The 20,745-nt window shown below is 55.5% G+C and carries 19 protein-coding genes; 10 read left to right on the forward strand and 9 right to left on the reverse strand.

What is annotated here, in order from left to right; translation table 11 throughout:
* Positions 1–17: 17 nt before the first annotated feature.
* A complete protein-coding gene (locus HMPREF3178_RS10830; protein ID WP_004099306.1) occupies positions 18–1,805 on the forward strand; it encodes an aryl-sulfate sulfotransferase in 1,788 nt (595 codons plus the stop codon).
* Between the two features lie 7 nt (positions 1,806–1,812).
* On the opposite strand, the gene HMPREF3178_RS10835 is transcribed toward HMPREF3178_RS10830, so the two are convergent.
* The gene (locus HMPREF3178_RS10835) at positions 1,813–2,610 is read right to left on the reverse strand and encodes an AraC family transcriptional regulator (protein ID WP_004099307.1); all 798 of its coding nucleotides are present in this window, start codon (positions 2,608–2,610) and stop codon (positions 1,813–1,815) included.
* A gap of 101 nt (positions 2,611–2,711) precedes the next feature.
* Between HMPREF3178_RS10835 and HMPREF3178_RS10840 the strand changes: the two genes are divergently transcribed.
* On the forward strand, positions 2,712–3,521 hold the full coding sequence (locus tag HMPREF3178_RS10840; RefSeq protein ID WP_016809785.1) for a sulfite exporter TauE/SafE family protein: 810 nt from the start codon (positions 2,712–2,714) through the stop codon (positions 3,519–3,521).
* A gap of 210 nt (positions 3,522–3,731) precedes the next feature.
* Positions 3,732–4,394 carry an HAD family hydrolase gene (locus HMPREF3178_RS10845; RefSeq protein WP_017146543.1) on the forward strand — a complete coding sequence of 221 codons (663 nt, stop codon included), beginning with the start codon at positions 3,732–3,734 and terminating at the stop codon, positions 4,392–4,394.
* Between the two features lie 142 nt (positions 4,395–4,536).
* Here the strand turns inward: HMPREF3178_RS10845 and phnE (HMPREF3178_RS10850) are convergent, their stop codons facing one another.
* The 4 genes from phnE (HMPREF3178_RS10850) to phnC all read right to left on the reverse strand — a co-directional run bounded on the left by phnE (HMPREF3178_RS10850) (position 4,537) and on the right by phnC (position 8,162).
* Entirely contained in the window at positions 4,537–5,418 is an 882-nt protein-coding gene (phnE, locus tag HMPREF3178_RS10850; RefSeq protein WP_017146542.1) for a phosphonate ABC transporter, permease protein PhnE, read from the reverse strand.
* Complete coding sequence (gene phnE, locus HMPREF3178_RS10855; protein ID WP_004099314.1) at positions 5,415–6,287, reverse strand: phosphonate ABC transporter, permease protein PhnE; 873 nt, start codon at positions 6,285–6,287, stop codon at positions 5,415–5,417. The genes phnE (HMPREF3178_RS10850) and phnE (HMPREF3178_RS10855) overlap by 4 nt, the downstream gene beginning before the upstream one ends.
* Before the next feature lie 68 nt (positions 6,288–6,355).
* Positions 6,356–7,297, reverse strand: a complete 942-nt coding sequence (phnD, locus tag HMPREF3178_RS10860) for a phosphonate ABC transporter substrate-binding protein (RefSeq protein ID WP_026056037.1) — start codon at positions 7,295–7,297, stop codon at positions 6,356–6,358.
* 22 nt (positions 7,298–7,319) lie between these two features.
* Entirely contained in the window at positions 7,320–8,162 is an 843-nt protein-coding gene (gene phnC / locus HMPREF3178_RS10865) for a phosphonate ABC transporter ATP-binding protein (protein ID WP_004099316.1), read from the reverse strand.
* 931 nt (positions 8,163–9,093) lie between these two features.
* Here phnC and ecpR (HMPREF3178_RS10870) point away from each other — a divergent pair.
* The 7 genes from ecpR (HMPREF3178_RS10870) (at position 9,094) to ecpR (HMPREF3178_RS10900) (ending at position 17,197) form a co-directional block, all read left to right on the forward strand.
* Complete coding sequence (gene ecpR, locus HMPREF3178_RS10870) at positions 9,094–9,636, forward strand: ECP biosynthesis operon DNA-binding transcriptional regulator EcpR (protein ID WP_004099317.1); 543 nt, start codon at positions 9,094–9,096, stop codon at positions 9,634–9,636.
* A 154-nt stretch (positions 9,637–9,790) separates the two neighbouring features.
* On the forward strand, positions 9,791–10,378 hold the full coding sequence (gene ecpA, locus HMPREF3178_RS10875) for a common pilus major fimbrillin subunit EcpA (protein WP_004099318.1): 588 nt from the start codon (positions 9,791–9,793) through the stop codon (positions 10,376–10,378).
* Between the two features lie 60 nt (positions 10,379–10,438).
* Entirely contained in the window at positions 10,439–11,107 is a 669-nt protein-coding gene (locus tag HMPREF3178_RS10880; protein ID WP_004099319.1) for an EcpB family pilus assembly chaperone, read from the forward strand.
* Positions 11,108–11,132: 25 nt separating this feature from the next.
* Positions 11,133–13,661, forward strand: a complete 2,529-nt coding sequence (locus tag HMPREF3178_RS10885) for a fimbrial biogenesis outer membrane usher protein (protein ID WP_004099320.1) — start codon at positions 11,133–11,135, stop codon at positions 13,659–13,661.
* A 19-nt stretch (positions 13,662–13,680) separates the two neighbouring features.
* Positions 13,681–15,294, forward strand: a complete 1,614-nt coding sequence (gene ecpD / locus HMPREF3178_RS10890) for a fimbrial adhesin EcpD (RefSeq protein WP_224226431.1) — start codon at positions 13,681–13,683, stop codon at positions 15,292–15,294.
* Positions 15,263–15,967 carry a fimbria/pilus periplasmic chaperone gene (locus HMPREF3178_RS10895; protein WP_004099322.1) on the forward strand — a complete coding sequence of 235 codons (705 nt, stop codon included), beginning with the start codon at positions 15,263–15,265 and terminating at the stop codon, positions 15,965–15,967. Before ecpD ends, HMPREF3178_RS10895 begins: the two co-directional genes overlap by 32 nt.
* A 687-nt stretch (positions 15,968–16,654) precedes the next feature.
* The gene (gene ecpR / locus HMPREF3178_RS10900; protein ID WP_004099323.1) at positions 16,655–17,197 is read left to right on the forward strand and encodes an ECP biosynthesis operon DNA-binding transcriptional regulator EcpR; all 543 of its coding nucleotides are present in this window, start codon (positions 16,655–16,657) and stop codon (positions 17,195–17,197) included.
* A 192-nt stretch (positions 17,198–17,389) separates the two neighbouring features.
* Here the strand turns inward: ecpR (HMPREF3178_RS10900) and HMPREF3178_RS10905 are convergent, their stop codons facing one another.
* The 4 genes from HMPREF3178_RS10905 to HMPREF3178_RS10920 are packed head-to-tail and all read right to left on the reverse strand — an operon-like array spanning position 17,390 to position 20,453.
* Positions 17,390–18,073, reverse strand: coding sequence for an amino acid ABC transporter permease (locus HMPREF3178_RS10905; protein WP_004099324.1), 684 nt, complete (start codon positions 18,071–18,073; stop codon positions 17,390–17,392).
* A complete protein-coding gene (locus HMPREF3178_RS10910) occupies positions 18,063–18,815 on the reverse strand; it encodes an amino acid ABC transporter permease (RefSeq protein ID WP_004099326.1) in 753 nt (250 codons plus the stop codon). Before HMPREF3178_RS10910 ends, HMPREF3178_RS10905 begins: the two co-directional genes overlap by 11 nt.
* Positions 18,812–19,630 (reverse strand): amino acid ABC transporter ATP-binding protein, encoded by an 819-nt coding sequence (locus HMPREF3178_RS10915; RefSeq protein WP_004099327.1) that lies wholly within the window; start codon positions 19,628–19,630, stop codon positions 18,812–18,814. The genes HMPREF3178_RS10910 and HMPREF3178_RS10915 overlap by 4 nt, the downstream gene beginning before the upstream one ends.
* A 13-nt stretch (positions 19,631–19,643) precedes the next feature.
* A complete protein-coding gene (locus HMPREF3178_RS10920; protein ID WP_004099328.1) occupies positions 19,644–20,453 on the reverse strand; it encodes an ABC transporter substrate-binding protein in 810 nt (269 codons plus the stop codon).
* Positions 20,454–20,745: the final 292 nt, after the last annotated feature.

The following is a 20,745-nucleotide window of genomic DNA, read 5'->3' on the forward strand; positions in this document are numbered from 1 at the left end:
AATGTAAGGAGCAACTTATGGGACACCCCTCCGTCTTCCCGACCGGCGCCACCCTCTACGATCCGCAGCGCGCCTGGAGCGGCTACACCCTTTTCCAGGCCACCGAACACGGCGCGGTGCTGGTGGATATGAACGGTCACGTGGTACGCGAATGGCCTGAACTGCATGGATTTCCCAATAAAATCCTGCCCGGCGGCGCCATCCTTGGCCACAGCGGCGAGCGCGATCCGCGCTACGGCATGCAGGATATGCTCGATCTGATCCAGGTGGACTGGGAAGGCAATGTGACCTGGAAATTCGATCGCTATGAGCAGGTGAGCGATCCCGGCAATGAAACGCGCTGGATGGCGCGAGCTCATCACGACTATCAGCGGGCAGGCAATCCGGTGGGCTATTACGCGCCGGGGCTGGAGCCGCAGGTGGATGGCGGCAATACCCTGATCCTCGCCCATACCAACCTGCTGAACGAAGCGATCTCCGACAAGCTGCTGCTGGACGACACCATTATTGAAGTTGACTGGCAGGGCAACGTGGTGTGGGAGTGGCGCTGCAGCGACCATTTCCACGAGCTGGGTTTCGACGACGCGGCGCGTACCGCGCTCTACAACAATCCGAATATGCGCGCCAGCGGCGGTGGAATGGGCGACTGGATGCATATCAATTCGATGTCGGCGCTGGGGCCGAATAAGTGGTATGACGCTGGCGATGCGCGTTTTCATCCCGACAACATTATCTGGGACGCCCGTGAATCCAACATTATCGCCATTATCGACAAACAGAGCGGCAAGATCGTCTGGCAGCTGGGCCCGGACTACAGCAAACCGGAGTTGAAACACATCGGCTGGATTATCGGCCAGCATCATGCGCATATGATCCCGCAGGGGCTACCGGGCGCGGGCAATATCCTGATTTTCGATAACGGCGGCTGGGCCGGATACGGCGCGCCGAATCCGGCATCGGCGGACGGAGTGAAAAACGCCTGGCGCGATTACTCCCGGATCCTGGAGATCAATCCGCTGACCCTTGATATCGAATGGCGCTATTCGCCTTATGAAGCGGATTTGCCGCAGCCGACCGATTCGTACCGCTTTTACAGCCCGTACATCAGCAATATGCAGCGCCTGGAAAACGGCAATACCCTGATTAACGAAGGATCGAACGGGCGCATTTTTGAAGTGACCCGCGATCACGAAATTGTCTGGGAATATCTTTCGCCGTTCTGGGGCAAGACGCTGAACAACAATATGGTCTATCGCGCCTACCGCATTCCCTACGCCTGGATCCCGCAGCTGGCGCAGCCGCAGGAGACGCCGATTGCGGCGGTCGATGTACGAACCCTGCGCCAGCCCGGTGCGGCGGCAGCGGGACCGGCGCAAAGCGTGGTGCGGGTGGCGGGCGTACAGCCGTACAGTAAGAGCGCCGATGCGCTGTGCGTGGCAACCGATAACGATACCCTGCGCCGCAGTCCGAAGCTGTTCCGCGTCGCGGAAAGCGCGTTCACGCCGATAAGCGCGGCGAGCGAGCTGGAGAGTAAAAGGCCCGTGCTGCTGTTCGTAGGCGCGGAGCGCTGCGTGCACTGCCGCAAGCTCTGGCAACTGCTGGCGCATGAGAAACTCAGCTCGCGAATTGCTCAACTGGATACGCGCTATCTGGATGCCGACCAGCATCAGGATCTGGCGACCACGCTCGGCGTGCGCGGCCTGCCGACGTTGCTGCTGCTTAAAGCGGGGCAGCCAGCAACGCGCGCGCCCGCGCAGCTTTCGGTGGATAATCTGTTCGACTGGCTGAATCGCGCAGCAGAGTAAGTCGCGATTATTGCGGACTGGCGTTTGCCGGTCCGCCGTTGATCTGGCGGATAAAGGCCATCGGCGAATAGCCCATCGCTTTGCGGAACATCGCGGTAAAGGCGGCCGGATACTCATAGCCCAGACTCAGCGCGACTTCGGTAATCGAATCCCCTTCACGCAGCGCCGTCATGGCGTACATCAGGCACGCCTGCTGGCGCCAGTCGCAAAACGCCATCCCGGTCTCCCGGCGAAACAGACGATTAAAGGTGCGTACGCTTTTGCTCAGCTTTTGCGCCCACTGCTGCGGCGTGCTGCGGATACTGGGCTGTCGCTGAAAATCGCCGCATAGCGCCGCGAGGTGGCTGTTCTGCGGGAGCGGGGTAAACATCGGCAGCGGCGCGGCGGCGCCCAGTTCATGGAGCAGGAGCGCAATCAGGGCGGCATCGCGCCCGCTCTCTTCATACAGCAGCGGCAGCTGGCAGGCGGCCAGCAGGAGCTGATGGGTCAGCGGAGAAACCTGTAACACTTCGCAGCGCTCGCTATCACGCGGGGCGATCTGCGCATCAATATACAGGCTGTGGGTGCTGACGCCGGGCATCCAGACGCGATGCGGTTTTGTCGCCGGGATCCATACTCCGCTGAACGGCGGGACCAGCCACTGGCCGTCATCCGTTTCGACCTTCATTAACCCGTTCATCGCGTACAGAAACTGCGCCCGGCGGTGGCTGTGGCGCTCCAGCAGCGTATTGGGCGGGTAGTCGCTGCCCAGCGCCAGCACCCGGCGAGGCAGATGATCGACGTCATTAATCGCAACGTTGCGCATAAAAAGTTGCCCTGGCTGAAATTCGTAATAGATTGGCTTTAAAGCGTAAGCCGGCCATGAGGTTATTCTATATCGTTACCTCCTTTTGTGGAGGAGTTCGAATGAGCGACTGGCTTTTTCTGTGTGGCATGCTATCCGGCGTGACCACCTGGCTCTTTGGTTTCGGCGGCGGTTTCGTTACCGTCCCGCTGCTCTATTTACTGGTCACCGGCGCGTGGGGAGCGCAAAGCGCAGTCGGACAGCAGGCGATGCAAATCGCGGTCGCCACTTCGGCGCTGGTTATGCTTTGTTCCGCGCTGCTGGCGACCTGGCGGCACGTGCGTACCGGCACCCTGAGCTGGCGTCGTCTGTGGGCCATGCTCACCGGCATTGCCGTTGGCGGCATCGCCGGCGCGCTGCTGGCGCTTGAGGTGAGCGGGGAGTGGATCCGCTGGCTGTTCGTTATCTACCTGCTGGCAACCGTTGCCGATTGCTACCTTCGCGCCGGATTTATGACTCCGCCCTCCCGCCGGGTGGTGCCGTCGGTGCCACATGAGCTTACGACAGGCGGTATCATTGGCCTGATCGCCTCTTTTCTCGGCGTGGGGGGAAGCGTGATGACCGTTCCTCTGATGCGCCGTCGCGGCGTGCTGATGTCCGAAGCAGCGGCGATGGCCAACGTGCTGACGCTGCCGCTGGCGGCAACGGCGACGCTGACCTGGCTATTGCTCGCCTGGCTGTCGCCGGTGGCGTTACCGAATGGGTTTATCGGCAACATCTGGCTATCGGCGGCGGCGCAGCTGGTGGCGGGAAGCTGGCTGGGATTAAAAATAGCCTCCCGCTGGCTGGCGCGTTTACCGGATCGCTGGCATGTGAGAATTTATCCGCTATTGCTGATAGCCGTACTGCTGGTGATGAGCGTGCGGGGATAATGAGGGACGCGGCGCTGCGCATCCATCCGAGAGTCGCCCGGATAAGCGTAGGGTATGAACCGGAAACATGGGTAACACTTTAGACCGGATACATGGGTAACAGTTATAACTGGCATAGAAGAGGAGACTCGTTATGCCCGGTTCATTCTGCTGTCATTTTACTTGCGCATGCTCGCGCGAGGCGCTGTGGCCGATAAAGGAAAATAAACGATGGGTAAAACGCTGACCATTTTCGATCTGGATAATACGTTGATTAAGGGCGATAGCAGTACGCTGTGGAGCCGCTTTATGGTGCGCGAAGGGTGGGTAAACGATGCCGATTACCTGGCGCGGGAAGCGATGCTGATGGACGATTACGATCGCGGCGAGATGAATATCGCCGATTATGTGGCTCTGATTCAGGCGCCGCTGGTTGGTGTGGCAAAGCAGGACGTGGATGCGCTACTGGCGCGCTGCGTGCGTGAAGAAATTATGCCGCGCGTTTATCCGCAGGCCTGGGATCTGATTCGGACTTTACAGGCAAAGGGCGAGCAGATACTGGTGATCTCAGCCTCGGTCAGCCTGCTGGTACAGGCAGTTGCGGCGCAGCTGGGCATCGAGCAGGCGCTGGGCATTGACGTCGAGATGGTGGACGGCGGCTATAGCGGAGTGATTGCCGGTACGCCGAGCTATCAGCAGGGGAAGGTGGTGCGTCTTGAGCAGTGGCTGGCGGCGCATCCCGCCTGTTCGGGCGAGGTGACCTTCTACACCGATTCGATTAACGATCTGCCGCTGTGCCTGCGCGCCGATCGCGTACGGCTGGTCAACCCGTGTCCGCAGCTGACGGCGGCGAATGCGCAGCATCAGTGGCCGGTACTGACGTGGCGGCTGTGATTTTCCCCCGGGGGGGGCGTAAACGCCTTACCCGGCTACTTTTTCGTGCAGTTTGGGTAACCCGGATAGCTGCGCAGCGCCGCCTCCGGGAATGTTGTGATATCAGACTTCCCCGGGGAGGCGCAGCGCGATCCGGAAAAAACTAATCCGCTTTAAACAGCGGCACCACGCTGCCGCCAATATAGCGGCGGCGCAGCCAGGCGGACAGCGTATCCATCGCCATCACCACCGCCACCAGCAGCAGGGTAATAAACATCACCACGTCCCAGTTCCACAGACGCATATTTTCCGCATAAATCAGGCCGATCCCTCCCGCGCCGACAAAGCCGAGCACCGCGGCGGAACGGGTATTCGATTCGATCTGATACAGGCTCAGCGCCAGGAAAGTGGGGAAAGATTGCGTGAAAATGCTGAAACGGTGCTTCTGTAACCCGTTCGCGCCTACCGCCGTCAGCCCGCGTCCCGGCGAGCGCTCAACCGCTTCGTGCCCCTCAGCGTACAGACGCCCCAGCAGCCCGGTATCCTGCATGATTATCGCCAGTACCCCGGCCAGCGGCCCGAGCCCCACCGCGCGGACAAAAATCAGCCCCCAGATCGCCATATCGATACCGCGCAGCACGTCGAACAACCGGCGCATCAGCAGGGCAATCGTCCCCGGAATCACGCCACGCATAATGTTGCGCGCCGCCAGGAAAGAGAGCAGCAGGGCGATAACCGTCGCGGTAAGCGTCCCGGCGAAAACAATCGCCAGGGTAATAGCGATTTGCGTGAAGTAATAGCGGAACGGCCAGTTAAAAAAGTCGTGCCAGACGAACATCCGCAACAGATAGCGACTGATTTGCTCCAGTCCGCTGGCGAGCTGCTCGCCGCTGATGCCGAACTGCATAAAGAACCAGATATAGTAGAGCAGGCAGGCCAGCGTCAGCAGGCCGATATAGCGCAGATAGCGCCCCTGGGCCTGATACAAATGCCGATGCCGGCGACGGCTGGCGGCGATATCCGGTTGATTTTGCCACTGACTCATTTTTTCCCCTCCAGAACCCACTGCCGCAGGCGGCCGGACAGCATATCCAGCAGCGAGACCACGAGAATAATCAGCAGCAGCGTGATGCTGACCTGATCGTAACGGTCCAGTTTGATATTGGTCATCAGCTCCTGGCCGATGCCGCCCGCGCCCACCAGCCCAAGGATGGTTGAGGAGCGGAAGTTAATTTCGAGGCGCATAAAGCCGTATGAGAGGAAGATGGGTTTGACCTGCGGCCACAGGGCAAAGCGGATACGCTGCAGATGCGACGCGCCGCAGGCGGCCAGGCCGCGCACCGGTTTATCCTGGGCGCTCTCTACCGCTTCATAGAACAGCTTGGTCAGGCTGCCGATAGTGTGCAGCATTAATGCCAGGAAGCCGGGGATGGCGCCGATACCAAAAGCCATCACGAAAATCACCGCCCACGCCAGCTCCGGCATGGTGCGCAGAAAAGCCACCAGCACGCGGACGGCAACACGCAGCGGGGCAGGGGACCAGGCATTATTAGCGGCAACGAACGCCAGCAGGGTGGCAATCACCACCGCAACCAGCGTCGACGCCAGCGCCAGCTGCAGCGTTTCCCAGATAAGCGGTAGCTGAATCGGCAGGCGATAGCCCCAGTAAGCCAGAGAGCCCTTAGTATGCGAATCGGCAAACAGATCGGCGATGTGCAGCGTGGGCAACGTCTCAAACAGGTAATCGAGAAAATTGGGCAGCGAGTGCCAGATGGTAAGGAGATTAAACTCGGCCAGGCTGCCGGCGGCAAAATAGAGTACCAGCAGCAGCAGGGACCCGCTAAAGGTATCGCGCTTTTGCCGCGAGCGTACCTGCTGATAGTAGCGTTCGAATTGGGTGTGGGTGTTATTCATGCGTCGCTGTGTCTTCAACGAGTCGCTGCCCCCCGCGACACTCGCCGGGCGGCAGCGTCAGGGTGGGATTAACGCGCGCTAACCAGTTCGCGTTTCATATCAATAATCTGCTGAAAATCAGCCACGCTGCCCGGGCCGATATGCTGCGTGCCGCCCATCGCTTTAATAAAGCAGGCGTGATCCTCGGTATCCAGCTTTTTAATCGCGGTAATGACTTTGGCCTTAAAATCAGCAGGCAGGGAATTGCTGACCAGGATCGGGCCGTTCGGGATCAGCGGCGATTGCCAGATAATGCGGATTTGCTTCATCAAATCCGGATGATCCATGCGAATCAGGCGGTTGAAGGCGCCGACGCTGTAGCCGCTATTATAGTCACCGACCATGGAGGTCCAGGTCACCGCACCGGCAAACTGACCGTTCAGCACGCCGAGAATATCCTGCTCGTGGCCGCCGGAGAAGGTCACGCTGGAGAAGAAGTTATTATATTTATTATCCGCGGTGCCGCCGAACTGCTGTTTAAAGGCGTGGTTAGGAATTAAAAAGCCGGAAGTGGAATCCGGGTCGGCGAAGCCAAACGCTTTGCCCTTCAGATCCTCTAACTTTTTATACGGGCTGTCCGCTTTGACAATCACCACCGAGTGGTAGCCGCGGGACCCGTCTTTATCATCTACGGCAATCCCAACAATATCGACCGCTTGCGGATTGTTAATATAAACGGAGGCGTAAGAAGACGGCGACATACTTAATACCACGTCAACTTTGCCACCCAGTAATCCCTGAATGACGCCGGAATAGTCGGAGGAGTTACGTAATTTTGTATCGACCTTCAGCTCTTTATCAAGGAATTGCTTAACGCACTGGTTGTCGCCAATTTGCTGCGTTGCGTTCTGACCGCCAAGGATACCCAGGTTTAATTCCTTCGGTTGTTCAGCAGCGCTTGCCTGCCACGCCATCATAATGCCTGCAACCGCTGCGGATAAACGAACTGCGCCAGTGATGTACTTTTTCATTATTTTGCCCGTGTGAGTGAAATTAATGCAATTGGCTAATTTCATCGCCATACAGCCGATGCAGAATATCCTGATTCAGCTGCGTGGGATGGTCGTCAAAAATAATCTTGCCTTTGGCTATGCCGATAACCCGCGTGCAGTATTCTCGCACCAGCTCCACCGAATGCAGGTTTACCATCACGCTGATGCCCTGTTCGCTAATTTCGCGCAGGACATTCATGATCCGCTGCGTATTTTTCGGGTCGAGAGAGGCGACCGGTTCATCGGCCAGCAAAATCCCCGGGTTTTGCATCAGGGCCCGGCAAATGGCCACGCGCTGCATCTGGCCGCCGGAGAGATTTTCCGCTCGCTGCAGCGCATGCGGCAGCATATTCATCCATTCCAGCAGGGAGATAGCGCGGGCGCGGTCGGCGTCGGGGAAGATTTTGAATAATGATTTCAGGGTTGAGGTTTGGCTCAGGCGTCCCAGCAGCACGTTGGTCAACACGTCGAGACGCGGAACCAGGCAAAAATCCTGGAAAATCATACCGCACTGGCTACGCCAGGCGTTCATCGCCCGCCCGGACAGCTTTGATACGTCCTGCGGCGTCCCTCCTTCCGGGAAGCTGAGGATTTCGCCGCCGCTGGCGCGATGGGTACCGTTAATGACGTGCAAAAGCGTTGATTTTCCGGCGCCGGAGCGACCGATCACGCCAACCAATTCGCCCGCATGCAGATCGAAACTGATGCTATCCAGTACGGTTTGCTGCGCGCGCCAGGCTTTACTCAGGTTGCGTACGCTCAGGACCTTACGCTGCCGGTCGATAAACGGCGGCGTAAACGGTTGATAATCGGTTTCTGCAACCGCAGCCAGGGAACTGTTCATAAGTGCGTCCAGATTCGTCAGTAAACTGGGCACTATTAATGGTGTTTTATATGACTGCCAGATGACAATAAGGCGAACAAATAGTGAACGAACCGGTGAGTCAGCGTAACGGATGACGAAAAATTCCGTCAGAGATCACATTTTTGCATCGGCAATCCGGCGTCTGAAAATACTCAGCCTACCTTTAATACGCTATGCGTACGATATTAAGAATGATACGTATTTCATCTGATAGAGATGCCGCGTTTTATGCGACATTAGCCGCAACGGTTTTATTGCCGCTGGCGCAAAGCAAGGCCTCAGGATGTTCGTGCAAATCTTCTTTCTGAGTCGATTTAACCGAATAGATAATCTTTTCGTGCTTGTTTACGATTCACCGCGCTAAATTTTTTGTCGGCGACTATACCTTTCGTGCGGAGCATAATTTCATTATTTACGCTAATTAATGAAATTAACCACTATTTTTGTGTTGATTATTGGTTTTTTCTTCTTATTTTTTGAATTTCTTCGGTTTTTTTGCTTTTTCGAATGAAAGTGCGGTTAAGAATAGTCTTAACAGCTAATAGCTAAGATCCTGGAACATATAATATTCACTTAAGAATCGACGCATATCCCACCAATAACCATATGAAAACAAATACTTTTTGTGTTTAACTCAATATCCTTATTTTTATTCTTCAGGCTTAAATTGACCTGGTCGGTAATTAGCCCCCAGCGCACTTATTGACACACATGGCGAAAAATCCTAAATTTGGTGACACAAGAAACAAGCAAGTCATTTAGTGTTCTTTGCCTCAAGCAATACTATTTTGTGGTTTTAGATTGGATATATTTATAAGAGGGAATTTGCTGAATTAGACTTTGCAGGCCTGGGCTATCAGCAGTGTTGTGATACGTTCAAGATTTCCAGGACTATGGGGTTTAACACTATATGGATTATAAATATTCTTTAGATCAGTGCATCTGGCCGGCGCATGATAGCTTTTTTTTAAAAGGTCTCGCTGAGCTTATTCTGGATATCGATGACTTAATCTATCTTTCACTAGAAAAGGTACGCCGGGAATTTGTATTTATTAACCTTAGCGCCAGTTCGCTGAATTATTTTATCCGCCGCGATAATGAGTGGTTGGCTGAAATGAAAGGAAAGCAGATTGTACTTATTGCTGCAAGGCGCTCGGAGGCGCTGGCCAATTACTGGTATTACAATGGCTCCATTCGAGGCGTGGTCTACGTAGACTTAGCTAAGGATATTCGTCAGGAGCTGGCTTACGTTATCAATGGCCGTTTTCTACGTAAAGATATAAAGAAAGATAAAATTACTAACCGGGAAATGCAGATAATTCGTATGACGGCGCAGGGAATGCATCCGAAATCTATCGCCAAAATTGAGAATTGTAGTGTGAAAACAGTCTATACCCATCGGCGAAATGCTGAGGCCAAATTGTATTCAAAAATATATAAGTTAGCGCTGTAATTAGTAATAAACGTTGTATTTAAAAATTGTGCACCAGGTCGTAACACCCAAAATAATTTGCGTCGCAGATAATAATGATGCGGCCTGAACTATGGCGGGAATGCACACAGACGTGGGACATCAGGTCCCTTAATAAACTCAGGATGAAAAAGCTATGAAAAAAAAGGTTCTTGCAATTGCTCTGGTAACCGCGTTTGCCGGTATGGGTGTCGCTCAGGCAGCTGACGTTACTGCTCAGGCAGTCGCTACCTGGTCCGCAACCGCCAAAAAAGACACAACCAGCAAGCTGGTTGTGACTCCGCTGGGCAGCCTGGCTTTCCAGTATGCTGAAGGGGTTAAAGGCTTTAACTCACAGAAAGGCCTGTTTGATGTGGCTATTGAAGGTGACACCACCGCGACCGCATTCAAGCTGACCTCTCGTCTGATCACCAATACCCTGACTCAGCTGGATACCTCTGGTTCCACCCTGAGCGTGGGCGTTGACTACAACGGCGCTGCGGTCGAAAAAACGGCTGACACCGTCATGATCGACACCGCTGCGGGCACCCTGGGCGGCAACCTCAGCGCGCTGTCTAACGGCTATAACACCGCTGGTCGCACCACCGCTCAGGACGGCTTCACGTTCTCCATCATCAGCGGCACCACCAACGGCACAACTGCCGTTACTGACTACAGCACGCTGCCGGAAGGTATCTGGAGCGGTGACGTCAGCGTACAGTTCGACGCCACCTGGACCAGCTGATCCTCTCGTAGCACCAGGCAGGGGGTTCTCCCCCTGCTTTCTTTCACGGAATGAAATGATATGAAAAAACACATTCTGGCCATCGGCCTGTTGCTCAGCACAATGACGCCTGCCCTGGCGCTGGATGTGGGCGATATCTCTTCGTTTATGAACAGCGACAGCAGCACGCTGAGCAAAGAGATCAAAAATACGACCGACAGCGGTCGCTTAATCAACATCCATATGGAACGCCTCTCTTCGCCGCTGGATGGCGGTAAGGTGATCCCGATGGATAAGCAGGACGAGATTTTACTGACCCCTGCCAGCCTGCTGCTGCCCGCGAAGGCCAGCGACGTGATCCGCTTTTTCTATAAAGGCCCGGCGGACGATAAAGAGCGCTATTACCGCATCGTCTGGTTCGATCAGGCGCTCAGCGATGCCCAGCGCAACGGCTCGACCCGCAGCGCGGTAGCCACGGCTTCGGCACGCATCGGCACCATCCTGGTGGTGGCCCCGAGAAAAGTGAATTACCGCTATCAGTACGCCAACGGCACGTTGACCAATACCGGCAACGCCACCCTGCGCATTCTGGCCTATGGCCCGTGCCTGAAACCGGCGGATGGTAAGGATTGCAAAGAAAACTACTTCCTGATGCCCGGAAAAGAGCGCCGCTTTACGCGCGTCAATGTGGCTGACAAAAAAGGACGGGTCGCGCTCTGGCAGGGCGAGCAGTTTGTTCCCGTGAAATAGACAACTGTGCTGACGGACCAAAACTATGCTTATACCAGGGATTGCCCCAGGACTTAAAGTGCTCCTTGCCTCTGGCATGGCCATCTTGCTTGTTCCGCTCAGCGTTTCCGCCGCGGCTGACAAAGTACAGCAAATCGGCGGCGTCATTATCCCTCAGGCCTTCAGCCAGGCGCTGCAGGACGGAATGAGCATTCCTCTGTTTATTCACCTCGAAGGCAGCAACGGTACCCAGGACGATCAGCGCATCGGCAACGCTTTTATCTGGCTGGATAACGGCGTACTGCGCGTCCGGCAAATACAGCTGGAAGAGAACGATAACAATGCCACCGTCAGTGAACAGACCCGCAAGCAGCTGACCGCGCTGGCCAATGAAGCATTCACTAAAGAACTCAAAATTAGTCTGACAGATGATGCGCAGCTACAGCTCAGCCTGCGCCAGCTGCTGCTGCAGCTGGTGGTGAGAAAGGAGGCGCTGGGTACCGTGCTGCGTTCGCGCAGCGAAGATATCGGTCAGTCCAGCGTCAATACCCTCAGCAGCACGATGAACTATAACCTCGGCGTATATAACAACCAGATGCGCAACGGCGGCAACAACACCTCCAGCTATCTGTCGCTGAACAACGTCACCGCGCTGCGCGAGCATCACGTGGTGCTCGACGGCTCGCTGTACGGTATAGGCTCCGGCAATCAGGACAGCGAAGTCTATAAAGCGATGTATGAACGCGATTTTGCCGGCCATCGTTTTGCGGGCGGGATGCTGGATACCTGGAATTTACAGTCCCTCGGCCCGATGACCGCCGTTTCGGCAGGGAAGATTTACGGCGCCTCATGGGGCAACCAGGCCAGTTCAACGGTGTTCGACAACTCCCAGTCGGCGACGCCGGTGGTCGCCTTTTTACCCGCCGCCGGGGAAGTGCATCTCACCCGCGACGGGCGCCTGATGAGCGTGCAGAACTTTGCCATGGGTAACCACGAAGTGGACACGCGCGGCCTGCCGTATGGCATTTACGATGTCGAGGTTGAAGTCATTGTGAACGGCCGGGTGGTCAGCAAGCGTACCCAGCGGGTCAATAAATTGTTCAGCCGCGGACGCGGCGCCGGCGCGCCGCTGGCCTGGCAGTTCTGGGGCGGCAGCTTCCATATGGACCGCTGGTCTGAGAGCGGTAAAAAGACGCTTCCGGCTAAAGACAGCTGGCTGGCGGGCGCCTCGGCCTCCGGTTCGCTCAGCACCTTAAGCTGGGCGGCGACCGGCTACGGTTACGATAACAACGCCGTCGCTGAGACGCGCCTGACCCTGCCGATCACTGAGTCCATTAACGTGAACCTGCAGAATATGCTGGCCAGCGACAGCTCGTGGAGCAGCATCGGCAGCATCAGCGCCACGCTGCCCGGCGGCTTCAGCTCGGTGTGGGTCAACCAGGAAAAAACGCAGATTGGCGACCGGATTCGGCGCAGTAATGCCGACAACCGGGCTATCGGCGGTACGCTGAATCTCAATTCACTCTGGTCAAAACTGGGGACGTTCAGCATCAGCTATAACGATGACCGCCGCTATAACAGCCACTACTACACGGCGGATTACTACCAGACGCTTTATACCGGATCCTGGGGATCGCTGGGCCTGCGCGCAGGGATACAGCGCTTTAATAACGGCGACAGCAGCGCCAGCACCGGGAAGTATATTGCGCTCGATTTCTCGCTGCCGCTCGGCAACTGGTTCAGCGCCGGGATGACCCATCAGAACGGCTACACCATGGCCAACCTGTCGGCGCGTAAACAGTTTGATGAAGGCAGCACCATCCGTACCATCGGCGCCAACGTTTCGCGGGCGATTTCCGGCGACACAGGCGATGATAAAACCCTCAGCGGCGGCGCATATGCTCAGTTTGATACCCGCTACTCCACCGGTACGCTGAACGTGAACAGCGGCGTGGATGGCTACGTGAACACCAACCTGACCGCCAACGGCAGCGTGGGCTGGCAGGGGAAAAATATCGCCGCCAGCGGCCGCACCGACGGCAATGCCGGGGTGATTTTCAACACCGGACTGGAAAATGACGGCAAGCTGAGCGCCAAAGTTAACGGTCGCATTGTTCAGCTCTCCGGCAACCGCAACTACCTGCCGCTGTCGCCCTACAGCCGCTATGAAGTGGAGTTGCAGAACAGTAAAAATTCGCTCGACAGCTACGATATCGTGACCGGGCGCAAGAGCCAGCTGACCCTTTATCCGGGGAACGTGGCGGTGATTGAGCCGGAAGTGAAGCAGATGGTCACGGTCTCCGGGCGCATTCGCGCGGAAGACGGCACGCTGCTGGCCAATGCGCGGATTAATAACCATATCGGTCGTACCCGCACCGATGAGAACGGTGAGTTTGTGATGGACGTGGATAAAAAGTATCCCACCATCGATTTCAGTTACGGTAAAAACCAGAGCTGCGAAGTGGCGCTGGAGCTAAGCCAGGCGCGCGGCGCGGTATGGGTGGGCGATGTGGTCTGTAGCGGCCTCTCCACCTATGCCCGCGTGCAGCCGACAGGAGAAGGTAATGAAAGCTAAGTGGCTGGCATGTTTAGTGATGTTAACGGCGGCGCTGTGCGTGACGCGGGTCAACGCCGCGGTCACCAAAACCACCTGGCCGGATGCGGCGGCCATGCAGTTTGTTTTCGTGGAAAACAACTCGGATGATAACTTCTTTGTCACCCCGGGCGGCGCGCTGGACCCGCGTATGACCGGGGCTAACCGCTGGACCGGGCTGAAATATAACGGCTCGGGCACCATTTATCAGCAGAGCCTGGGCTATATCGACAACGGCTATAACACCGGCCTGTACGCCAACTGGTTCTTCGATATGTGGCTGGATAACTCACCGGCTTCGCACCCTTTACTCGGCCTGCGCTGTATCAACTGGTATGCGGGCTGCGATATGGCCACCAGCCTGATCTTGCCGCAAACTACCGATGCCAACGGCTTCTATGGCGCGACGGTAACCACCGGCGGACAAAAGTGGATGCACGGCATGATGTCCGATGCTTTCTACCAGTATCTGCAGCAGATGTCGGTGGGCAGCAGCTTCTCAATGACCATCAACTCCTGCATGACGTCGGTGAGCTACGATGCCAGCAGCGGCGCACGCTGCAAAGATCAGGCCTCAGGGTATTGGTACGTGCGTAACGTCACCCATACTAAAGCGGCAAACCTGAAGCTGATTAACACCCATGCGCTGGCGGAAGTGTTTATCAACAGCGACGGGGTTCCGACGCTGGGCGAAGGCAATGCCGACTGTCGCACCCAGACTATCGGTACCCGTTCCGGTCTGAGCTGCAAAATGGTGAACTACAATTTGCAAACCAACGGCCTCAGCAATACCTCCATTCATATTTTCCCGGCTATCAGCAACTCGGCGCTGGCCTCCGCGGTGGGCAGCTACGATATGCAGTTCAGCCTCGACGGCAACTCATGGAAGCCGGTGAGCGGCATCTCTCAGTACTATACGTTTAATGAGATGAAATCATCAGATTCAGTGTATGTCTTCTTCTCAAGCAACTTTTTTAAGCAGATGGTGACGCTGGGCATCAGCGACGTGAATACCAAAGATCTGTTTAATTTCCGTTTCTATAACACCACCTCGCCCGAGTCTGGCTGGTACGAGTTTTCAACCTCTAACACCCTGATAATTAAGCCGCGTGATTTCAGCATCAGCATTATTTCCGATGAGTACACCTCGGCGCCGACCCGGGAGGGCTACGTGGGCAGCGGCGAGCCGTCGCTGGATTTCGGCTATATTGTGACGACCAGCGGTAAGACCGCCGCCGATGAAGTGCTGATTAAAGTCACCGGCCCGGCACAGGTTATTGGCGGGCGTTCATACTGTATTTTTAGTTCATCCGACGGCACGGCGAAGGTGCCGTTCCCGGCGACGCTGGCGTTTACGACGCAGACCGGGTCAACCAAAACTTACGATGCCGGATGCGATGATACCTGGCGCGATATGACCGATGCCCTGTGGTTAACCACGCCATGGACGGATATTTCCGGCGATGTCGGGCAGATGGACAAAACGACGGTGAAGTTTTCCATCCCGATGGATAATGCGATATCGCTGCGAACGGTGGATGATAACGGCTGGTTTGGTGAAGTGAGTGCTTCAGGAGAAATTCATGTCCAGGCGACGTGGCGTAACATTAACTAATTTGCTGCGGATGCTGATCTGCCTGCTGTCGCTGGGACTGGCGACAGCAGCGCAGGCTATCTCGGTGGGGAATTTAACCTTCTCGCTGGCAGCGGAAGACAATTTCGCTGCTAAGCGGGTTATCAACAACAATAAAAGCGCCCGGCTGTATCGGGTCTCTATCGTCGCTATCGACCGCCCCGGCGGCAAAGAGGTGCGTTCCCGTCCGGCGGACGGCGAGCTGCTGTTTGCCCCGCGTCAGCTCACTCTACAGGCGGGGGAGAGCGAATATTTTAAGTTTTACTACCATGGCCCGAAAGATAACCGCGAGCGCTATTATCGGGTGTCGTTCCGGGAAATTCCGACCCGTAATTACGTAATGCGTAATCAAAGCGGTACGGAAGTGAGTATGGATCCGGTGGTGGTCATGGACACTATCCTCGTCGTTCGCCCGCGCGAGGTACAGTTCAAATGGGCTTACGATCGCGCGGCGGGGACTGTCAGCAACACCGGCAATACCTGGTTTAAGCTGCTGATCAAGCCCGGATGCGATACGACGGAAGAGGAAGGGGATGCATGGTATTTGCGGCCCGGGGACGTTGTCCGCAAGGCTTCGCTGCGCCAGCCGGGGAACCACTATATTATCTATAACGACAAATTTATTAAAATGACAAAAGACTGTCCGGTGAAGTAGCCGGGCAGCGCTCGCCATCCGGATAACATTCATCATTGAGAATGATCTATTTTTGATTTTTTATGTTTTTTTGATGTTATTTTGCGCCGAAAAAATATCAACATTATGTCCGCTTTGATACGTGATGAAATGATGTTTTCGTATCCCGAATATATATGATATTCCATCATTAAATAATTCATGCTAATTGTCTTTATCGTTCCGGCTATGAATTTTTTCTATTAATGTGTTTTTTCCTAAGAAAGTTCCTAATGGCTGGTGGGTAAATTCCTGGATTAGATGAATTGAGAATTATTTTCAAGCGTCATGTTTTTTCTATCTCATTGTAATTAATGGTTTTTTTGTGATTTCTTGTTTTTAAGTTAATTAAGATACTCTAATTTTTTTTATCATTTTATTTTAGGGGTTCTAATTTCTTAGTTGTGAAGTGCCATTTCATCCATCCTTCATATTGACTCGTGTTAATTAAACACATAACTTCTGAAACATAAAGTGGCTGTTTCATATTGTGATTGCGCATTTAAATACAAATTATATGCCATGCGTATGTTTTATTTTGTTTTATATAAAATCTGAATTATTCATCTTATATATGTTTAGTGGCGTTTTTTGGGCAGAGGAGTCGCCTTCCTTTGTACTCTTCCCGTTAAGGAAAGCGGCAAATCATGGATGAGGAGCGCGTGATATATGGACTATCTCACTGATTTACGGTCATGTATCTGGCCGAGAGAAGATCGCTACTTTGTTGACGGATTATCCACGATTATTTTTGATATCCGCGATTTGATCTACCCATCTCTGGATGAACTACGCGACGGGTTTATGTTTATTAATATTAGCCCTAAATTTATGAGCCACTTTATCAGCCATGAACACCAATGGCTGAAAATCGCCGAGAAAAAACAGGTGATATTAATTGCCGCAACCAGGCTGGAGGCGCTGGCCAATTACTGGTATTTCAATAGCCAGGCCAGAGGCGTGGTTTATACGGAATCCTTATACGCTATTCGCCATGAGCTGACCCGAGCCATAAACGGTCGTTTTCGCCGCAGTGATATAAAAAAAGGAAAAATGACCCGTAAAGAGATGCAAATCATTGGTCATCTTGCGCAGGGGATACAGCCGAAATCTATTGCCAAAATTGAGAACTGCAGCGTCAAAACGGTTTATACCCATCAGCGTAACGCGGAGGTGAAACTGGATTTTAAAATAAATAAATTAGCCATCTGAGATTTAAGCTCGGCAGCCGTTTATCCCTTCGCCGGGCGAGCGTAAATGTTATGGGTCGTAAATAATATATATTATATAAATCAATGCATTACCTGAAATAGTATCAAGCAGCCTTGCTCCGGCGCAGAAGAGACGCGTTGCTCAGGAAACGCAGCGTGGCGCGATAATCCTTCACCGCGCCACGGCCGATGGCTACCCGGTCGCTCTCCCATATCGGCGATTCGCCAGCAGACTCAGTCCGCAGCACAGCAGATAGTAAACCGCGCCGGTAAAAACAAAAATCGCCAGCGGGTAGATCTGCACCCGGTTATTGACCTGCCCGGCGACGGTAGTCAGCTCCGGTACATTGACGATAAAGGCCAGCGAGGTGTCTTTGAGCAGGCCGATAAATATCCCAACCAGCGACGGCTGAACGTTACGCAGGGCCTGCGGTAGCAGGATCAGGCGCAGCGTTTGCCCGGGAGCGAAACCCTGGGTCAGCGCTGCTTCGTATTGCCCACGGGGTAGCGATTGCAGGCCCGCCAGCACTGAATGCATCACCGAGGCGGCGGTAAACCACGCCAGCGCCACCGTGACGGTGACCGCGCCCGGGAGATCGCTGCCGGTGAGCATAGGAAGCAGATACCACAGCCAGAAAATCACGAAGATCAGCGGGATGCCGCGAATAATTTCCGCCCACAGAAATAGCAGCCGCCGCACGATCCCTTCGTAGCGCCAGGCGATAGCTGCCAGCAGAACGCCGCCCGGCAGCGCCAGCGCGGCGGCGCCGATAGCCATCAGCAGCGTCAGCACCACGCCGCCGGGGATACCGTCCGCCAGCCGCCCCCACAGCAGATAATCGAGGTTATCAACGATGACCGCCAGATTAGCGTTCATAACCGGCTCTCCTTTGCTGAGCTCTTCCCGGACCGAGACGCGTCAGCGCCACGCCCATCAGCACCCCAAGCGCCAGATACAGCGCGGTGCCGACGGCAAACGCCTCCAGCGCATGCGCGTTGTAGCTCTCGATTTGCCGCACCTGATAGGTCAGTTCGGCAAAGCCGATACCGCTCGCCAGCGAAGAGAGCTTCATCAGGTTGAGATACTGGCCGATAATCGGCTGCCAGGCGTTAGCCAGCCCCTGCGGCAGCAGAATGTGGCGCAGCTCCTGCCAGGGCGTAAACCCCTGCGACAGCGCCGCTTCCCGCTGACCGTGGCTAACGGCGCGCAGCCCGGAGGCGATCTCTTCAATCAGAAACGCCGAGGTAAAGACCCCGAGTCCCCACATTGAGCAGAGAAACTCCGGCGTCAGCCACCAGACGTTGCCCGGGAGAATCGACCAGCTGCGATCGTCATTAATAAAATCCCGCGCCCCCAGCGGCAGCAGATTCCAGGCGGCAAAATACCAGAACAGCAGCTGGACCAGCAGCGGCGTATTGCGGAACAGTGAAACCCAGGCCGCCACCAGCCAACGACCGGGCCTGCCGCCCCCGAGACGCAGTGCCAGCAGCAGGATGGCCAGCACGGTCGCCAGAACCATCCCGGCGATGCTGACCCAGACGGTGGTGAGAAAACCGGAGATGATCCATTGCAGCGGCTGCCCGCTCAGCACGCCATGCCAGTCGAGATGCGGGATCACGCCTCACTCTCCTGGTGCAGCGGATCGAGCACCTTTTGCAGGAAACGGCGGGTGCGGGCGTGCTGCGGCCGGGCAAAAAACTCGGCCGGCGGCGCGACTTCGAGAATATCGCCGCCGTCGATAAACACCACCCGGTCAGCAATCTCGCGGGCGAACTGCATCTCATGCGTCACCACCACCATGGTGATCCCGCTATGGGCGAGGTTTTTCATGACCTGCAGTACTTCGCCGATCATCTCCGGATCGAGCGCCGACGTGGGTTCATCGAACAGAATAATCTGCGGTGAGGAGGCGAGGGCGCGGGCGATAGCCACCCTCTGCTGCTGGCCCCCCGAGAGCTGGGCCGGCATCTGCCGGGCTTTATCCGCAAGGCCGACCTGGTTGAGCAGCGCCAGCGAGCGTTCGCGGGCGGCGCTTTTGCCCCAGCCGTGAACGCGTTCCAGCGCGAGGGTGATATTCTCCTGCGCCGTCAGGTGGGCATAGAGATTAAACTGCTGAAAAACAAAGCCGACCCGGCTGCGCAGCTGGCGCAGAGCGCTGCCGGTGAGCTGCGCTGTCGGTTTGCCGTCGATCAGTATTTCGCCGCCGCTGAGTGATTCAAGCTGGTTGATCAGACGGATCAGGGTTGATTTGCCCGATCCCGAAGGGCCGAGGATCGCCACCACTTCGCCGGGTTCAACCTGTAAGTTAACGCCGTTCAGCACCCGATGGTCGCCGTAGCTTTTGGCAACATCGCGAAACTCAATGCTGGCGCGCTGCAGATGCGAAAAATCCGCGGACGATGCCGCGGAGCGTGAAAATAGAGCCGATAACATCATCTTTCTCTGCTTATTTCGCTTCGATAGTAAAGGCGCGCGGCTGCGGGGTTTTGGTGCTCGGGCCAAACCAGACGTCGTAAATTTTGGCCGCCTCACCGGATTTCTCCAGCTTGACCAGCTCGTCATTGACCGCTTTCAGCAGGGCCGGTTCGCCTTTCTTCACGCCAACGCCAATCTCTTCTTTGCTCAGCAGGTCGGGGATGATTTTGAAGTTAGCTTTGTCCGGCGCTTCCGCCAGCAGTCCGGCCAGGATGGTGCTGTCCTGAGTGATGGCCTGCACGTTGCCGTTGCGCAGGGCGGTCAGCGCCAGCGGAATATCATCATAAGAGAGCACGCGCGATTGCGGGAAACGCTGATGCAGCGCCTGTTCGCCGGTGGTGCCTTTTACCGCGCCGATGCGCGCTTTGCTGTAATCATCGAGCTTATCCGGTGATTTTGCCGGAACGAGGAACTGCTGGCCGGTCACAAAGTAAGGTGTTGAGAAATCAATGACCTGTGCACGTTCCGGAGTGATGGTGATATCGGCGACGATCAGGTCGGCCTTGCCGGACTGCAGCAGCGGAATGCGGTTGGCCGGGTTAGTGGCGACCAATTCCAGCTTAACGCCGAGTGATTTGGCCAGCGCTTCGGCGAAGTCCACGTCGTAACCGACGATTTTATGCGTTTTCGGATCTACCGAACCGAACGGCGGGTTGGCGTCGAAGGTGGCGACTTTGACCACGCCGGCGGCTTTGATATCGGCTAATTGATCGGCCTGAGCCTGCGCGGCGAGCACCAGCATGCCCAGCGCCAGCGCGATTTTTGTTTTTGCAATGCGCATTGTTATTCCCCTGAATCCCTGTTTTGTTTTGTGTTTATCACGCTCCCACAAATCGCCCGTCGGCGGCAAAGAAGAAAAAGTTCTTATCTATAACGAAAAAGAACTTAACAAAGTTGTGGATATTGTTTAACCGGATGGGCTACTACGCTGGGGAAAAGTAGCCCGGACAGGTGCGTAGCACCGCCTCCGGGAGGGTGTAGAGGGGTTCCGTTCACCATCAAGTCGCAGAAAATGCCTCATCGAGGTACGTGAACGGGAAAAGGGGGAGAAAACCGTCTCCCCCTTTACAATC

The sequence above is a fragment of the Klebsiella sp. HMSC09D12 genome, from assembly GCF_001808475.1.
Classification (GTDB): Bacteria; Pseudomonadota; Gammaproteobacteria; order Enterobacterales; family Enterobacteriaceae; genus Klebsiella; species Klebsiella oxytoca.

Excerpts from the sequence above, each read along its gene's own strand:
- phnD (WP_026056037.1), bottom strand. The coding sequence starts at position 7,297 with ATGAAAAAGTACATCACTGGCGCAGTTCGTTTATCCGCAGCGGTTGCA.
- HMPREF3178_RS10840 (WP_016809785.1), top strand. The coding sequence starts at position 2,712 with ATGAGCGACTGGCTTTTTCTGTGTGGCATGCTATCCGGCGTGACCACC.
- phnE (WP_017146542.1), bottom strand. The coding sequence starts at position 5,418 with ATGAGTCAGTGGCAAAATCAACCGGATATCGCCGCCAGCCGTCGCCGG.
- HMPREF3178_RS10920 (WP_004099328.1), bottom strand. The coding sequence starts at position 20,453 with ATGCGCATTGCAAAAACAAAAATCGCGCTGGCGCTGGGCATGCTGGTG.
- phnE (WP_004099314.1), bottom strand. The coding sequence starts at position 6,287 with ATGAATAACACCCACACCCAATTCGAACGCTACTATCAGCAGGTACGC.
- HMPREF3178_RS10895 (WP_004099322.1), top strand. The coding sequence starts at position 15,263 with ATGTCCAGGCGACGTGGCGTAACATTAACTAATTTGCTGCGGATGCTG.
- HMPREF3178_RS10845 (WP_017146543.1), top strand. The coding sequence starts at position 3,732 with ATGGGTAAAACGCTGACCATTTTCGATCTGGATAATACGTTGATTAAG.
- HMPREF3178_RS10915 (WP_004099327.1), bottom strand. The coding sequence starts at position 19,630 with ATGTTATCGGCTCTATTTTCACGCTCCGCGGCATCGTCCGCGGATTTT.
- ecpR (WP_004099323.1), top strand. The coding sequence starts at position 16,655 with ATGGACTATCTCACTGATTTACGGTCATGTATCTGGCCGAGAGAAGAT.
- ecpD (WP_224226431.1), top strand. The coding sequence starts at position 13,681 with ATGTTAACGGCGGCGCTGTGCGTGACGCGGGTCAACGCCGCGGTCACC.
- HMPREF3178_RS10880 (WP_004099319.1), top strand. The coding sequence starts at position 10,439 with ATGAAAAAACACATTCTGGCCATCGGCCTGTTGCTCAGCACAATGACG.
- ecpR (WP_004099317.1), top strand. The coding sequence starts at position 9,094 with ATGGATTATAAATATTCTTTAGATCAGTGCATCTGGCCGGCGCATGAT.
- ecpA (WP_004099318.1), top strand. The coding sequence starts at position 9,791 with ATGAAAAAAAAGGTTCTTGCAATTGCTCTGGTAACCGCGTTTGCCGGT.
- HMPREF3178_RS10830 (WP_004099306.1), top strand. The coding sequence starts at position 18 with ATGGGACACCCCTCCGTCTTCCCGACCGGCGCCACCCTCTACGATCCG.
- HMPREF3178_RS10885 (WP_004099320.1), top strand. The coding sequence starts at position 11,133 with ATGCTTATACCAGGGATTGCCCCAGGACTTAAAGTGCTCCTTGCCTCT.
- HMPREF3178_RS10835 (WP_004099307.1), bottom strand. The coding sequence starts at position 2,610 with ATGCGCAACGTTGCGATTAATGACGTCGATCATCTGCCTCGCCGGGTG.
- HMPREF3178_RS10905 (WP_004099324.1), bottom strand. The coding sequence starts at position 18,073 with ATGAACGCTAATCTGGCGGTCATCGTTGATAACCTCGATTATCTGCTG.
- phnC (WP_004099316.1), bottom strand. The coding sequence starts at position 8,162 with ATGAACAGTTCCCTGGCTGCGGTTGCAGAAACCGATTATCAACCGTTT.